Source organism: Pseudomonas silensiensis (genome assembly GCF_050434865.1).
GTDB classification, from domain to species: domain Bacteria; phylum Pseudomonadota; class Gammaproteobacteria; order Pseudomonadales; family Pseudomonadaceae; genus Aquipseudomonas; species Aquipseudomonas fluorescens_W.
In genome coordinates, this window is record NZ_JBNDJH010000032.1 from 15,189 (window position 1) to 29,172 (window position 13,984).

The 13,984-nt window shown below is 59.7% G+C and carries 14 protein-coding genes; 7 read left to right on the forward strand and 7 right to left on the reverse strand.

Annotation, left to right across the window (positions count from 1 at the left end):
• Positions 1-48: 48 nt before the first annotated feature.
• The 5 genes from QF010_RS30645 to QF010_RS30665 form a co-directional block, all read right to left on the reverse strand.
• Positions 49-2,115, reverse strand: a complete 2,067-nt coding sequence (locus QF010_RS30645; RefSeq protein ID WP_429534569.1) for a GGDEF domain-containing protein — start codon at positions 2,113-2,115, stop codon at positions 49-51.
• A complete protein-coding gene (locus QF010_RS30650; protein WP_033059783.1) occupies positions 2,112-2,990 on the reverse strand; it encodes an endonuclease/exonuclease/phosphatase family protein in 879 nt (292 codons plus the stop codon). Before QF010_RS30650 ends, QF010_RS30645 begins: the two co-directional genes overlap by 4 nt.
• A gap of 14 nt (positions 2,991-3,004) precedes the next feature.
• A complete protein-coding gene (locus QF010_RS30655; protein WP_008156010.1) occupies positions 3,005-3,646 on the reverse strand; it encodes a thiol:disulfide interchange protein DsbA/DsbL in 642 nt (213 codons plus the stop codon).
• 200 nt (positions 3,647-3,846) lie between these two features.
• Positions 3,847-4,458, reverse strand: a complete 612-nt coding sequence (locus tag QF010_RS30660; protein WP_033059786.1) for a c-type cytochrome — start codon at positions 4,456-4,458, stop codon at positions 3,847-3,849.
• A 46-nt stretch (positions 4,459-4,504) separates the two neighbouring features.
• A complete protein-coding gene (locus QF010_RS30665) occupies positions 4,505-4,795 on the reverse strand; it encodes a c-type cytochrome (RefSeq protein ID WP_008156007.1) in 291 nt (96 codons plus the stop codon).
• A gap of 191 nt (positions 4,796-4,986) precedes the next feature.
• On the opposite strand from QF010_RS30665, the gene yihA reads away from it, so the two are divergent.
• Positions 4,987-5,631 carry a ribosome biogenesis GTP-binding protein YihA/YsxC gene (yihA, locus tag QF010_RS30670; RefSeq protein WP_033059788.1) on the forward strand — a complete coding sequence of 215 codons (645 nt, stop codon included), beginning with the start codon at positions 4,987-4,989 and terminating at the stop codon, positions 5,629-5,631.
• A gap of 288 nt (positions 5,632-5,919) precedes the next feature.
• Here yihA and polA read toward each other — a convergent pair whose 3' ends face one another.
• Positions 5,920-8,691 carry a DNA polymerase I gene (gene polA, locus QF010_RS30675; RefSeq protein ID WP_429534570.1) on the reverse strand — a complete coding sequence of 924 codons (2,772 nt, stop codon included), beginning with the start codon at positions 8,689-8,691 and terminating at the stop codon, positions 5,920-5,922.
• A gap of 74 nt (positions 8,692-8,765) precedes the next feature.
• Here polA and QF010_RS30680 point away from each other — a divergent pair, with 74 nt between their 5' ends.
• On the forward strand, positions 8,766-9,056 hold the full coding sequence (locus QF010_RS30680; RefSeq protein WP_033059792.1) for a DUF2782 domain-containing protein: 291 nt from the start codon (positions 8,766-8,768) through the stop codon (positions 9,054-9,056).
• 58 nt (positions 9,057-9,114) lie between these two features.
• Entirely contained in the window at positions 9,115-10,065 is a 951-nt protein-coding gene (locus QF010_RS30685) for a homoserine kinase (RefSeq protein ID WP_046044879.1), read from the forward strand.
• A gap of 123 nt (positions 10,066-10,188) precedes the next feature.
• Here the strand turns inward: QF010_RS30685 and QF010_RS30690 are convergent, their stop codons facing one another.
• Positions 10,189-11,109: a zinc ABC transporter substrate-binding protein gene (locus QF010_RS30690; protein WP_429534571.1), complete on the reverse strand. Its 921-nt coding sequence runs from the start codon at positions 11,107-11,109 to the stop codon at positions 10,189-10,191.
• Positions 11,110-11,175: 66 nt separating this feature from the next.
• Here QF010_RS30690 and zur point away from each other — a divergent pair, with 66 nt between their 5' ends.
• The 4 genes from zur to QF010_RS30710 are packed head-to-tail and all read left to right on the forward strand — an operon-like array spanning position 11,176 to position 13,978.
• Positions 11,176-11,658, forward strand: a complete 483-nt coding sequence (gene zur / locus QF010_RS30695) for a zinc uptake transcriptional repressor Zur (protein WP_033059798.1) — start codon at positions 11,176-11,178, stop codon at positions 11,656-11,658.
• The gene (gene znuC, locus QF010_RS30700; RefSeq protein ID WP_033059800.1) at positions 11,658-12,443 is read left to right on the forward strand and encodes a zinc ABC transporter ATP-binding protein ZnuC; all 786 of its coding nucleotides are present in this window, start codon (positions 11,658-11,660) and stop codon (positions 12,441-12,443) included. The genes zur and znuC overlap by 1 nt, the downstream gene beginning before the upstream one ends.
• Positions 12,436-13,224, forward strand: a complete 789-nt coding sequence (gene znuB / locus QF010_RS30705) for a zinc ABC transporter permease subunit ZnuB (RefSeq protein ID WP_429534572.1) — start codon at positions 12,436-12,438, stop codon at positions 13,222-13,224. The genes znuC and znuB overlap by 8 nt, the downstream gene beginning before the upstream one ends.
• Positions 13,225-13,261: 37 nt before the next feature.
• Entirely contained in the window at positions 13,262-13,978 is a 717-nt protein-coding gene (locus QF010_RS30710; protein ID WP_429534573.1) for a PA5502 family lipoprotein, read from the forward strand.
• The last annotated feature ends 6 nt before the right edge of the window (positions 13,979-13,984 follow it).

A 13,984-nucleotide genomic window follows, 5' to 3' on the forward strand; every position in this document is an offset into this window, starting at 1 on the left:
GCGCAGACGGCCAACGCGAAGTTTTAAACAAAATGGAACAATTGACCGTCAGCCCAGTGCCACTTGGTTACGTCCTGCGTGTTTCGCGCGATATAGAGCCTGATCGGCTCTTTTAAGCACCAGATCGCTATGTTCGCCGGGTTTGAATGCAGTCAGGCCCATGGAAATGGTGATGGTGACTGGCTCACCCTTGAAGTGGAAAGGGCAGGCTTCGATCGAGGCGCGCAGCTTTTCCAGCAGTTTCGCGCCAGCAGTGGGCGCTGTGTCTGGCATCAACAGGACAAATTCCTCGCCGCCGAACCGGGCAATGAAATCCGTCCCGCGCAGGCGCTTGCGTAGCACGTTGGCAATGATCTTCAGTACTTTGTCGCCCGCCAGGTGGCCATAGTTATCGTTAATGCGTTTGAAGTGGTCGAGGTCGAGCATTGCCAGCAACAGGGTGTTGCCGTGTTGCTGCCATTGGTTGATTTCGTGATCCAGCCGTTCGCTCCAGGCAGCCCGGTTAGGCAGGCCGGTCAGCGGGTCGATCAAGGCTTTCTGACGCTGTTCTTCAAGATGCTCGCGGTAACCCAGGGCTTCCTGCTCCATGTGCGCAACGCGTTCGGCCAGACCATGAAGGCGGGCTGCGACTTCCTGCTCGCGCTCGTTACGCTGCTTCTGGTGCTGGTCCATGGTGCCGAGCAGGCCTTCCAGATGGTTTTCCAGAACGTGCTTGAGATCGTCCAGGTCGGCGGCTTCTTGCATGCTGCTCTGCAAGCCGTCGACCTGCTCGCGGATCTGCGTGTCCATCTCGTGTGCGGCGGAGCGGTTGTCGGCATGGCCTTCGCTGGCGGCTTGCAAGTTGCTTTGGAACGACTCGAGGCGTTCGTTGAGCTGTTGCAAGTAGGCTTCGAATTCATGCTGGCCACTGTCGGTGATTGCCAGCATCAAGGTTGCCAGATCGTCGAGGATTGGCAGCAGTTCGTACCAATTCAAACCGTTTTGCAGACGATCGCGCATCGCTTCGGCTTGCGGACGATGACGCTCGGGCAGCGTCAGGTCGTCGAGCAGGCCCAGTAGCGTGTCTTCGATATGTCTGGCCACCGAGCTGTAGGACGGCTCGGGTGAGTCCGGCAGGGCGTAGAGAACATCCGGCTCGGATTGTTCGGTGTCTACGGCGGCCAACACTTCGGCCATGGCCGGGGGCAACGGCAGGCTGTCGAGATAGACCGCCGGGGTCAGTTCGTCGGGATTGATAGTCGGTTGAGCCTGTCTTTCTGGCTCGATGATTGATGGAGCGGGTTCTTCTGGATGTTCTATATGAGGTTGTGGTTGCGTCTCTGGAGTCGGGGTGGGGGCTCGCTCCGGCTCAAGCACCGGCGGGACAAATGCTGCAACTGCCGGAGAAGGCGGAGCCTCGATCGTCGGTGGCTCGGATGCAGTAGCGGACGCGGCAACTTGTGCGACCGCCACTTGCGGCTTAGCGACCTCTGGCGCGAGATCGATAGTTACCTGTGGTGTCTCGGCATGAGCCACAGCAACCATTTCGGCCGGCTGCGGGGCGAGCGTCGGGAAGGTATCGGAGGCAATCTGTGATGCCGCTTCATCCGCTTCACGGCTACCAAACAGTCGCTGCAGCAGGCCAGGACGCCCGGGTTCTGCCGGGTTTTCAAGTTGATTCAGGGCCTTGCCTTGCAGACCGCTCAGTTCGCTGAGCAGCAACGGAATTTCGCGCACCTGCCCGACTCTTGCATCCAGTTGCTTGGCGAAGTTTTTCAGCGGCCGGCTTACTTCGCGGGGCAGCGGTAATGTTTGCAGTTGCGAGACCAGTGCGGTCAATGCAGCGCTGGTTTGATTAACCCGGGTTTCCCGGCGTTGTTCGGAGTCGAGTACCGCTTTTTCCAGCCGCGGAAGCAGAGCGGCCAGGCCGGCGTCCATGTCGTCGCTGCGCACGACTTCACGCATTTCCTTCATGCATTCGTCAACGACGCGGTCGGTACCCTCGGCTGCCAGCGTGCTGCGCACCAGGCCACGACGCAGCAGGTCGAGTCGGGCGTCCCATCGACGTTCGAGTTTTTCCTGTTGTTCGATGCTTTTGAGGTATTTCTCTTTCCAGCGCTGTGCTTCGTCGCTCATTCATGGGATCCGCGAGGGGCAGGACTCAACGCGGGCAATGCATCAGCCGTGAGCGAACCCGGCAGACGAATCTCTACCGCGACCGGCAGGTGATCGGAAATGGGTTGTGCCAGCACCTCGACCTTTTCAAGGGTCAGGGTGGGGCTCAGAAGAATATGGTCCAGGCAGCGCTGCGGACGCCAGCTAGGGAACGTCGCTTCCAGTTGCGGCGCGAGCAGGCCGAGGTCGCGCAGCGGGGAGTTTTGCAGCAAGTCACTGGCATGGGTATTCATGTCACCCATCAGCACCTGGTGTTTATAACCGCCGATCAGCTCGCGGATGTAAGCCAGTTGCATGCTGCGGGCGCGAGCGCCCAGTGCCAGGTGCATCATGACCACCACCAGCGCCTCAGGACCTTCGCCAAAGCGCACCAGAATCGCCCCGCGACCCTTGGGCCCCGGTAGCGGATGATCTTCAATCGCCCACGGCCGCAGACGGCTGAGCACGCCATTGCTGTGCTGGCCGAGGCGTCCGAGATTGCGATTGAGTTGTTGATACCAGTAGGGGAATGCGCCGAGCTGCGCCAGGTGTTCGACCTGGTTGACGTAGCCTGATCGCAAGCTGCCGCCATCGGCTTCCTGCAGGGCGACCAGATCGAAGTCGCCCAGCAGATTGCCGATCTTTTGCAGATTGTCGGCACGCCCGGTGTGCGGCAACAGATGCTGCCAACCCCGGGTCAGGTAGTGGTGATAGCGCTCGGTGCTGATGCCAACCTGAATATTGAAACTGAGCAGGCGCAGACGGCTGTCCGCAGGCAGGCCCGTCGATTCCAGATGATGTTCGTTGACCCGCGGATCATGCAGGCCAACGACGCGTTCAGTGCCCCAGCGGCGCATGGCAGTCGCCGCGCTTAGTTGGCGGCAGCCTTGTTAGCCGCTCGCTCTTTGTCGATCAGCTTGTCGGCCAGTTGCAACGCTTGCTCGGCGCCGCCGGCAGAGCCCACGTCGAAGCGATACTTGCCGTTGACGATCATGGTCGGAACACCGGAGATTTCATACTTTTTGGCCAGGTCAGTGGCCTTGACGATCTGGCCCTTGATGGCGAAGGAGTCGAAGGTGGCCAGAAACTTGTCCTTGTCTACGCCCTGAGTGGCCAGGAAATCGGCCATTTCATTCTTGTCGACCAGCTTCTTGTGTTCTTTCTGAATGGCGTTGAACACCGCAGCGTGAACCTTGTTTTCGACGCCCATGGCTTCAAGGGTCAGGAACATTTGGCCGTGTGCGTTCCACGGGCCGCCGAACATGGCCGGAATACGGACGAAGTTCACGTCGGAAGGCAGTTTCTCAACCCATGGATTGATCACGGGTTCGAAAGCGTAGCAGTGCGGGCAGCCATACCAGAACAGCTCCACCACTTCGATCTTGCCAGGCACAGCCACCGGGACGGGATTGGTCAGTTCGACATAAGGCGCTGCAGGTGCTTCAGCAGCTTGGGCGGTCATGCCGAACAGGCTGGCAGCGACGAGTGCGGCGCTGATGATCAGATTACGCATGCTTTACTCCTGGACAATTTTGGTCGCCTCGCGCGACCTGTTTTCAGACAGGTCCTGGCGGGCTTGAGTTCTGTAGTGTAACGGCAGCAGCCACAAAAAAGGGCGGCCTAAGCCACCCTTTTTATACTTGCTGCGACGGATTAATGGAGCGTTAACGTTGCAGGAGATGTACATCCCGCGCAACGCTCCAACCGCCAGCCTTAGTGCAGGCCCTGAATGTAGCTGGACACGGCTGCGATATCTTCGTCGCTCAGCTTTTTGGCGATGGTCTGCATCGTTTTGGTGTCGCCATCGTTGGTGCGGCCGGCCTCTTCCTTGCGGAAGTCGGTCAGTTGCTTGGCAACGTATTGAGCGTGCTGGCCACCCAGGTGCGGGAAGCCGGCAGCTGCGTTGCCTGCGCCATTTGGCGAGTGGCAACCGGTGCAGGCTGGCAAGCCCTTGGTCAGATCGCCGCCGCGGAACAGTGCTTCACCGCGAGCAACGACTTTCGGGTCGGCGGCGCCAACACTGCCTTTCTGACTGGCGAAGTAGGCGGCGATATCGGCCAGGTCCTGATCGCTCAGGTTGGTCAGCAGGCCGGTCATTTCCAGTACCGTGCGTTTGCCGGACTTGATGTCGTGTAGCTGCTTGTTCAGATAACGCTCGCCCTGGCCTGCCAGTTTCGGAAAGTTAGGCGCCATACTGTTGCCATCCGGGCCATGACAGGCGCCACATACTGCGGCTTTCGCCTGACCAGCAGTCGCATCACCTGCAGCATGGGCAATGCCGGAGATCCCCACGGTCAACAGCAGACTCACGATCAATTTGTTCATCAGCTAATCCAACTACGGCTAAGGGTTAAAGAGTTATGGACCGGGATCACTCGCTCATCCACTGGATGATTGCTTGGTAATCCTCGGCACTGCAGTCCATGCACAAACCACGCGGCGGCATCGCCTTGAAACCCTGGGTCACGTGTTGCACCAGCGTCTCCATACCTTTCGCCAACCTCGGCGTCCAAGCTTCCTGATCGCCCTTTTTGGGCGCCATGGGTAGTTGGCCGGAATGACAGGCACCACAAACACGGTTGTACACAGCTTCCGGATCCTGTGTAGCCTGAGCGCTGTAAAGCGGCATCAAGACACCGGCAGCTAGCAGCCATTTCGTCATAAAACGACCTTTTCAGGGTTGAGAGCGTTCTGCGTTCTAATGCGCAATCAAGGTCAATCGCTCTCGTGAACTTCATCCTACGCTGGGACAAAGCGCACACAAAATCTGCGGCATTATATACTGGCGTCACTGAAACGGAAACGACACTGCTCGCCGCGTCCATTCCCGGCGCCGCCCACATCGGAAATCCCATGCAACTCAAGAACCCCATCCTCGGCCTGTGCCAACAGTCCACCTTCATGCTCAGCGCTGCCAAAGTCGATCAATGTCCCGACGACGAAGGCTTTGAAGTGGCCTTCGCCGGGCGTTCCAACGCCGGCAAGTCCAGTGCGCTGAACACCCTGACGCACGCCAGCCTTGCGCGGACCTCGAAAACTCCGGGTCGCACGCAGCTCTTGAACTTCTTCAAGCTAGACGATGATCGTCGTCTGGTCGACCTGCCGGGTTACGGTTACGCGAAAGTACCTATCCCGTTGAAGCTGCACTGGCAGCGTCACCTGGAAGCCTATCTGGGTGGTCGCGAGAGTTTGAAGGGTCTGATCTTGATGATGGACATCCGTCATCCAATGACCGATTTCGACTTGCTGATGCTCGACTGGGCTGTCGCCAGTGGCATGCCGATGCACATTTTGCTGACCAAAGCCGACAAGTTGACCTACGGCGCGGCGAAAAACGTCCTGCTCAAAGTTCAGGCAGACATCCGCAAGGGTTGGGGAGATGCGATCAGCATCCAGCTGTTCTCGGCGCCAAAACGCATGGGCCTGGAAGACGCCTACACTGTACTGGCAGGCTGGATGGAACTCGCGGACAAGGGCTCGGAGATTGCCGAGCAATAAATCGCGGGCAAAAAAAACCCCGGACTTCTTATGGGGAGGGGGAAGTTCCGGGGTTCAAGTTCCGGACCGCTAGGGCGGGGTCCAGATATCTGCCAACACTTAACACAACATTAGGAGCATCGAAGGGCTTCACCACCCATTCAGTAACTCTGAGTGGCGATTCGGGAGATTAGTTCAGAATTTTTTAAAAAGCCTTTGGAATAAGCCGTCGAATTTTCCGGACTAAGCGCCCTTCCGGTCCTTCTGCCGCGGCACTATGCCGCAGCGGAAAGCGCCTTTTCAGACGGCTCAGTGAGCCTCATCCCAGTTATTTCCTACACCAACCTCTACCAACAGCGGCACATCAAGCTTCGCTGCTTCGCTCATGTGCACGCGAATTTCATCGCGGACCTGGTCGACCAAATCCTCACGCACTTCCAGCACCAATTCATCGTGCACCTGCAGGATGACTTTGGCGTCGAGGCCTGACGCTGTCAGCCAGCTATCCACGGCAATCATGGCTTTCTTGATGATGTCCGCCGCGGTGCCTTGCATCGGGGCGTTGATTGCCGTGCGTTCGGCACCTTTGCGCAGGGCCGGGTTTTTCGCGTTGATTTCCGGCAGGTACAGGCGACGACCGAAGATGGTTTCAACGAAACCTTGTTCGGCGGCCTGGGCGCGGGTGCGCTCCATGTACTCGAGAACGCCTGGGTAACGGGCGAAGTATCGGTCGATGTAGGCCTGGGATTGCTTGCGATCAACGCCAATTTGCTTGGCCAGGCCAAACGCGCTCATGCCGTAGATCAAGCCGAAGTTGATCGCCTTGGCACTGCGCCGTTGGTCGGTGGTGACCTCCGCCAGTTCAACCCCGAAAACTTCGGCGGCTGTAGCCTTGTGCACGTCCAGGTCATTGCGGAACGCGTGCAGCAAACCTTCGTCCTTGGCCAGGTGAGCCATGATTCGCAGTTCGATTTGCGAATAGTCCGCGGCCAGCAGCTTGTAGCCCTTTGGCGCGACAAACGCCTGACGAATCCGACGACCTTCGGCAGTGCGAATCGGAATGTTCTGCAGGTTCGGGTCGCTGGACGACAAGCGTCCGGTCGCCGCGACGGCCTGATGATAAGAGGTATGAATTCGCCCGGTGCGTGGGTTGATCTGCTCTGGCAGGCGATCGGTGTAGGTACTTTTCAGCTTGCTCATCGAGCGGTACTGCATCAGCACTTTGGGCAGCGGGAAATCCTGTTCGGCCAGTTCCGCCAGCACGGCTTCGGCGGTGGATGCCTGGCCCTTGGCGGTTTTACTGAGGATCGGCAAACCGAGTTTTTCGTACAGGATCACGCCCAATTGCTTCGGCGAGCCAAGGTTGAATTCTTCCCCGGCGATGGCGAACGCCTCACGCTCGAGGGCGACCATTTTCTCGCCCAGTTCAACGCTCTGAATGCCCAGCAGGTTGGCATCGACCAGCGCGCCTTGGCGTTCGATCCGTGCCAGAACCGGCACCAACGGCATTTCGATTTCGCTCAGGACTTTGCTCAGGCTCGGGATGGCATTGAGCTTTTCCTGCAGGGTTTGATGCAGGCGTAGTGTCATGTCGGCGTCTTCGGCAGCGTAAGGCCCGGCCAATTCAAGGGAGATCTGATCAAATGTCAGCTGTTTGGCGCCTTTGCCGGCGATGTCCTGAAAACTGGTGGTGGTGTGATTCAGGTACTTGAGCGCCAGGCTGTCCATGTCGTGACGGGTCGCAGTGGAGTCCAGTACGTAGGATTCGAGCATCGTGTCGAAAGCGACGCCTTGGACGGTGATGCCGCAGCTCTGATCGCCACCGATGGCGCAGTTGGCCAGGATGTTCATGTCGAATTTGGCGTGCTGGCCAACCTTGAGTTTGCTCGGGTCTTCCAAAATCGGCTTCAGCGCGCGCAGCACGGTGTCGCGGTCGAGCTGATCCGGCACGCCCATGTAGGAATGGGTCAGTGGGATGTAGGCTGCTTCGTTGGCTTGTACAGCGAAAGACAGGCCCACCAGTTGCGCCTGCTGCGCGTCGATGCCGGTGGTTTCGGTATCGAAGGCAATCAGCTTGGCGTCGTTGAGTTTCTTCAGCCACAGGTCAAAATCAGCCTGGGTGAGGATAGTTGTGTACTTGAGTTCGGTATCGACGGCCGCTTCTTCAGCCACCGGAGCGGCGACTTCCTGGCCGGAACGCTTGGCGTCGCGCTGGTTGTCTTCGAACCAGCTCTTGAACTCCAGCAGGGTATAGAGCTCGGCGAGTTTGTCGTGATCCGGCTTGCCCATTTGCAGGTCGTCGAGGCCGATATCCAGCGGCACGTCGATCTTGATGGTTGCCAATTGGTAGGAGAGAAACGCCATCTCCTTGTGCTCTTCGAGCTTGGCCGGCAGGGTTTTGGCCCCGCGAATCGGCAGGGTCGGGACGATGTCGAGCTGTGAATAGAGCTCGGTCAGGCCGCCGTTCACACCGACCAGCAGGCCAGAAGCGGTCTTCGGGCCAATGCCCGGAACACCCGGAATGTTGTCGGAAGAATCGCCCATGAGTGCCAGGTAATCGATGATCTGCTCGGGAGCGACGCCGAATTTCTCCTTCACGCCCTCCACGTCCAGCGCGCTACCGGTCATGGTATTGACCAAGGTAATGTGGCCGTCGACCAGCTGCGCCATGTCCTTGTCGCCGGTGGAGATCACCACCGGGCGGTCGGCCGCCGCACTGCTGCGGGCCAGGGTGCCGATCACGTCATCGGCTTCGACACCTTCGACGCACAGGAGCGGGAAGCCCAGGGCGATCACACTCTGGTGCAGTGGCTCGATTTGCACGCGCATGTCGTCGGGCATGCTCGGGCGGTTGGCCTTGTATTCGGCGTACATGTCATCGCGAAAAGTCCCACCCTTGGCGTCGAACACCACGGCGAACGGACTTTCCGGGTACTGCTTGCGCAGACTCTTGAGCATGTTCAGCACGCCTTTGACCGCACCGGTCGGCAAACCTTTGGAAGTGGTCAGCGGCGGGAGGGCGTGAAAGGCGCGGTACAGGTAAGAAGAACCGTCCACCAGGACGAGGGGGGCTTGGCTCATGAGCAGGATCAACCTTTTCGGCGGGTCCGGCGCTAGAATAGCGGGACCGTTGACGACAAAGGGACAAGGTTATCATGCGCACACTAAATCGCCTGTTGCTGGCTGGGTTGTTTGCATACGTTCCGTTAGCCGTCATGGCGGCGGACGATGCACCGACACCGGAGCCGGAAGTCACTATCCGCACGGAAGGGGATAAAACCATCCAGGAGTACCGTCAAAACGGTTTCCTGTATGCGATCAAGGTCACACCGAAGGGCGCGCCGCCGTATTTTCTGGTGCGCGCGGACGGGACCGATGCAAACTTTATCCGCTCGGATCAGCCGGATATGCTGATTCCGTCATGGAAGATCTTTGAGTGGAAGTAGTTTCTTAATTTCAATCGGCGCTGGCTCAAGCAGCGGCGCCCGTACTGGCAGTTCAAACATGTCTGTGTTCACCCCGCTGGCTCGGCCCGAGCTGGAAACCTTTCTCGCCCCTTACGGGCTCGGCCGCCTGCTTGATTTCCAGGGGATTGCCGCCGGTAGCGAAAACACCAATTTCTTCATCAGCCTGGAGCAGGGCGAATTTGTCCTGACCCTGGTTGAGCGTGGTCCGGTTCAGGAGATGCCGTTCTTCATAGAACTGCTCGACGTGCTGCATGACGCCGACCTGCCAGTGCCTTATGCCTTGCGCACCACCGACGGCGTCGCCTTGCGCGAACTGGCTGGCAAACCTGCGCTGCTGCAGCCACGTCTGGCCGGCAAGCACATCAAGGAAGCCAACGCGCAGCATTGCGCTCAGGTGGGCGAGTTGCTCGGCCATCTGCATCTGGCGACCCAGGCCAACATGATCAAGCGCAAGACCGATCGCGGCCTGGACTGGATGCTGGAAGAGGGCACGCAGTTGTTGTCGCACCTCAATGCCGAGCAAAGCGATCTGCTGCAACGGGCTCTGGACGAAATCACACAGCAGAAGACGAAAATTCTGGCGTTGCCGCGAGCCAATATCCACGCCGACCTGTTCCGCGATAACGCGATGTTCGAAGGCACTCACCTGACCGGGTTGATCGACTTCTATAACGCGTGTTCGGGGCCGATGCTCTACGACGTGGCGATCGCCTTGAACGACTGGTGTTCGGACGAGAGCGGGTTGATCGACGGGCCGCGGGCGAGGGCGTTGCTCGGTGCTTATGCAGCGCTGCGACCGTTCACGGCGGCCGAGGCGGAGTTGTGGCCGACCATGCTGCGGGTAGCGTGTGTGCGGTTCTGGCTGTCGCGGTTGATCGCCGCCGAGTCGTTTGCCGGGCAGGATGTGTTGATTCACGATCCGATGGAGTTTCAGCAGCGTCTGGCACAGCGGCAGAAGGTCAGCACGCCGCTGCCGTTCGCCCTTTAAATTGTGGCGAGGGAGCTTGCTCCCGCTGGGTGGCGAAGCGGCCCCTCTCTCTACCTGAAAAGAAGGGGCCTGCTGCGCAGTCCAGCGGGAGCAAGCTCCCTCGCCACAGGGTTATCGCAGTATTTAAAGCGACTCCAGACACCCCGCCAAATCATTCCCCAACTTCTCCAGCACCTGCTCATATCCCTGAGCGGTCGCCGGCGTGTACCCGCCCAGCGCGTCCAGTTCCGCCAGCTTCACTGGCAGACCTGCCACCAGGGTTTCCGCCAGGCGCGGACGCAGAGGCGGTTCGCTGAACACGCAGGTTTTGCCGACTTCCTGCAATCGAGTGCGCATCGCCGCGACGTGCTGGGCGCCGGGCTGGACCTCGGCGGCGACGCTGAATACACCGGCGTGCTTGAGGCCGTAGGCGTCTTCAAAGTAGTCGAAGGCCTCGTGGAAGACGAAGTACGGTTTGCCCGCGATGCCGGCCAGGCGTGCTTTCAAGCGAAGATCCATGGCATCCAGGCGCTCATCGAACGCCTTGAGGTTGCTCTGATAACGCGCGGCATTGGCCGGATCGGCTGCACTCAAGTCGGCAGCCATTTTTGTGGCGATGACACGGGCGTTGACCGGCGAAAGCCACAAGTGCGCGTCCAGACTGCCGGGGCGGTGATCGTGGTCATGCTCGTCGGCTTCTTCAGCATGGGAGTGGCTATCTTCGGCGAAATGTCGCAGTTTCAGGCCCGGTAAATCCTGCACGGCGACACTGGGCAGCGTACGACCATTCAGCACGCGGGGCAGGAAACCTTCCATGCTCGGACCGATCCAGTAAACCAGATCCACCGATTGCACCTTCCGTACGTCGGATGGGCGCAAGGCATAGTTATGAGGCGAGGCACCAGGCGGCAGCAAGACTTCCGGAATCGCCACACCGTCCTGCACCGCCGCGGCGATCAGCTGTAGAGGCTTGATACTGGTGAGAACTTTGACTTCGGCGTGAGCTGAACTGATCAGCAGAAAACTGGCGGCAAATGCGACAAAGATAGAAAAAAGTCGGGACACGATGACTACTCGAAGAGGCGAGAACGGGTAACATAATAACGTCTCTCACAAAACTCGTCGCCGCTCATGCCTAAAACACCGATTGCCAGCCGTCCCCACGACCACTCTCATTGCGTCCATAGCGCATTGTCTGAGGCCGATGCTCTGTGCGCACGTCAAGGCCTGCGCCTGACCGCCCTGCGCCGGCGGGTGCTGGAACTGGTCTGGCAAAGCCACAAGCCGTTGGGTGCCTACGACATTCTCGCGGTACTGAGCGAGCAGGACGGCCGCCGCGCGGCGCCGCCGACCGTGTACCGTGCGCTGGATTTCCTGCTGGAAAACGGCCTGGTACACCGCATCTCCTCGCTGAACGCCTTCGTCGGCTGCAATCACCCGGGACACGCCCACCAGGGCCAGTTCCTGATTTGCCGCGAATGCCACGCCGCCATTGAACTCGAACAGAAATCCATCAGCGACGCGATCATCAGTAGCGCCAAGGATGTCGGATTTGTCGTCGAGGGCCAGACTGTTGAAGTGGTCGGCCTCTGCTCGGGCTGCCAGGGGGTTTGATGAGCAACGCGCTGATCCGCCTCGAGCAGGTTGCTGTCACCTTTGCCGGGCAAAACGTGCTGGATAACATCGAGCTGAGCGTCGAGCCCGGGCAGATCGTCACCCTGATCGGCCCTAACGGCGCCGGCAAGACCACGCTGGTGCGCGCTGTACTCGGTCTGTTGAAACCGGACAGCGGCAGCGTGTGGCGCAAGCCGAAACTGCGGGTCGGTTACATGCCGCAAAAACTTCACGTTGATCCGACGCTGCCGCTGTCGGTGCTGCGCTTCTTGCGTCTGGTGCCGGGCGTGGACCGCGCCATGGCTTTGTCGGCACTCAAGGAAGTCGGCGCCGAACAGGTGATCGACAGCCCAGTGCAAAGTGTTTCCGGTGGCGAAATGCAGCGCGTACTGCTGGCCCGGGCATTGCTGCGTGAACCGGAACTGCTGGTGCTCGACGAACCGGTGCAAGGCGTCGATGTGGCCGGTCAGGCCGAGCTCTATAGCCTGATCACACGATTGCGTGACCGCCACGGTTGCGGCGTGTTGATGGTGTCCCACGATCTGCATCTGGTGATGAGCACCACCGACCAGGTGGTCTGCCTCAACCGTCACGTCTGCTGCTCCGGGCACCCCGAGCAGGTCAGCGGCGATCCGGCTTTCGTCGAGCTGTTCGGAAAGAACGCACAAAGCCTGGCGATTTATCACCACCATCACGACCACGCCCATGACTTGCATGGCTCGGTGGTCAGCGCGGCCTCGTCGGCCCCTACCCACGTTCACGGAGATAGCTGCAAGCATGGCTGATTTTCTGCTCTACGCCCTGCTTGCAGGTCTGGCCCTGGCATTGGTCGCGGGCCCGCTGGGTTCGTTCGTGGTCTGGCGGCGCATGGCCTATTTCGGCGACACCCTTTCCCATGCAGCGCTGCTCGGCGTGGCGCTGGGTTTTCTGCTGGATGTCAGCCCGACCGTTGCGGTCACCGTAGGCTGTCTGCTGTTGGCGGTGTTGCTGGTGACCTTGCAACAGCGTCAACCGCTGGCGTCCGACACGCTTTTGGGAATTCTCGCACCGAGCACGCTCTCTTTGGGTTTGGTCGTACTAAGCTTCATGCACGAAGTGCGGATCGACCTGATGGCTTATCTGTTCGGCGACTTGCTGGCGATCAGCCCGACCGATCTGGCCTGGATACTCGGCGGCAGCGCGGCCGTTCTGGCCTTGCTGGTGACGTTGTGGCGGCCATTGCTGGCAATCACGGTGCATGAAGAACTGGCCAGGGTTGAAGGTCTGCCGGTGGCGGCATTGCGCCTGACCCTGATGTTGCTGATCGCGGTGGTGATCGCGGTGGCGATGAAAATCGTCGGTGTGTTGCTGATTACGTCCTTGCTGATCATCCCGGCGGCTGCGGCACAACGTCACGCCCGGTCACCGGAGCAGATGGCACTGGGCGCGAGCCTGCTGGGTATGCTCGCGGTCTGTGGCGGGCTGGCGCTGTCGTGGTTCAAGGACACCCCGGCAGGCCCTTCGATTGTTGTGATGGCCGCCGCACTGTTTCTGCTGAGTTTTGTCCTGCCCCGTCGAGGGGTGTAGACTTGCTCGTTTTTTGCGCAAATAGAGAGTCGCAGGAATGAAGCTGTTCGCCTCCCGTTATCTGCCCCTTGTCGCATTTTCGCTGCTACTGGGCGCTTGCCAAAGCACGCCACCGGCGGCCACCGAGGCTACCGGTGCACGGGCCGCGGCCATCGCGCAGCTGCAACAAAGCCTCGTCAGCAGTGAGCTGGCGACGGCTGAAGATCAACTCGCTGCCTTGCAGGCCGAGTCGCCGAATGATCAATCCCTTGAGCAATACCAGCGGCAACTGGCCGAAGCCTATCTGCGCCGCAGTCAGATCGTGCTGCAAAAGGGCGATGTGAATGCGGCTGCCACGGCGCTGAGCCGCGCCCGGTCGTTGATGCCCAAGGCTCCGGCGCTGACTGGCGGGGTCAACAATGCCATCGTTGATGCCCGCAAAGCTGAGCTGGATAGAGCCGAAGCTGCGCTCATGGCTGCCGAAGCCAAGCCACAGGCCAAGGTCATTGACCCGACGGCTGAAAGCACCACAGTTGCGTTGAACCTGACGGATATGACCAAGCTTCGTCGCCAACTGGATGCGATCGCCGCCGATGTGGTGAATTACCAGTGCGACGTGAGTATTCAGGCGCCACGCACCCAGGACTTCCCTTGGTTGACCACGTTACTGACCAAACGCGTGAAGAGGCTCGATGCGGATTTTGACCTGAACCTGGAGAAGCAGATTCTGCGCAGCGTGCCGGCGCAGATGGTTCTGAGTCCTCGCAAGCCTTAAAAAGCA

Excerpts from the sequence above, each read along its gene's own strand:
- QF010_RS30645 (WP_429534569.1), bottom strand. The coding sequence starts at position 2,115 with ATGAGCGACGAAGCACAGCGCTGGAAAGAGAAATACCTCAAAAGCATC.
- QF010_RS30650 (WP_033059783.1), bottom strand. The coding sequence starts at position 2,990 with ATGCGCCGCTGGGGCACTGAACGCGTCGTTGGCCTGCATGATCCGCGG.
- QF010_RS30655 (WP_008156010.1), bottom strand. The coding sequence starts at position 3,646 with ATGCGTAATCTGATCATCAGCGCCGCACTCGTCGCTGCCAGCCTGTTC.
- QF010_RS30660 (WP_033059786.1), bottom strand. The coding sequence starts at position 4,458 with ATGAACAAATTGATCGTGAGTCTGCTGTTGACCGTGGGGATCTCCGGC.
- QF010_RS30665 (WP_008156007.1), bottom strand. The coding sequence starts at position 4,795 with ATGACGAAATGGCTGCTAGCTGCCGGTGTCTTGATGCCGCTTTACAGC.
- yihA (WP_033059788.1), top strand. The coding sequence starts at position 4,987 with ATGCAACTCAAGAACCCCATCCTCGGCCTGTGCCAACAGTCCACCTTC.
- polA (WP_429534570.1), bottom strand. The coding sequence starts at position 8,691 with ATGAGCCAAGCCCCCCTCGTCCTGGTGGACGGTTCTTCTTACCTGTAC.
- QF010_RS30680 (WP_033059792.1), top strand. The coding sequence starts at position 8,766 with ATGCGCACACTAAATCGCCTGTTGCTGGCTGGGTTGTTTGCATACGTT.
- QF010_RS30685 (WP_046044879.1), top strand. The coding sequence starts at position 9,115 with ATGTCTGTGTTCACCCCGCTGGCTCGGCCCGAGCTGGAAACCTTTCTC.
- zur (WP_033059798.1), top strand. The coding sequence starts at position 11,176 with ATGCCTAAAACACCGATTGCCAGCCGTCCCCACGACCACTCTCATTGC.
- znuC (WP_033059800.1), top strand. The coding sequence starts at position 11,658 with ATGAGCAACGCGCTGATCCGCCTCGAGCAGGTTGCTGTCACCTTTGCC.
- znuB (WP_429534572.1), top strand. The coding sequence starts at position 12,436 with ATGGCTGATTTTCTGCTCTACGCCCTGCTTGCAGGTCTGGCCCTGGCA.
- QF010_RS30710 (WP_429534573.1), top strand. The coding sequence starts at position 13,262 with ATGAAGCTGTTCGCCTCCCGTTATCTGCCCCTTGTCGCATTTTCGCTG.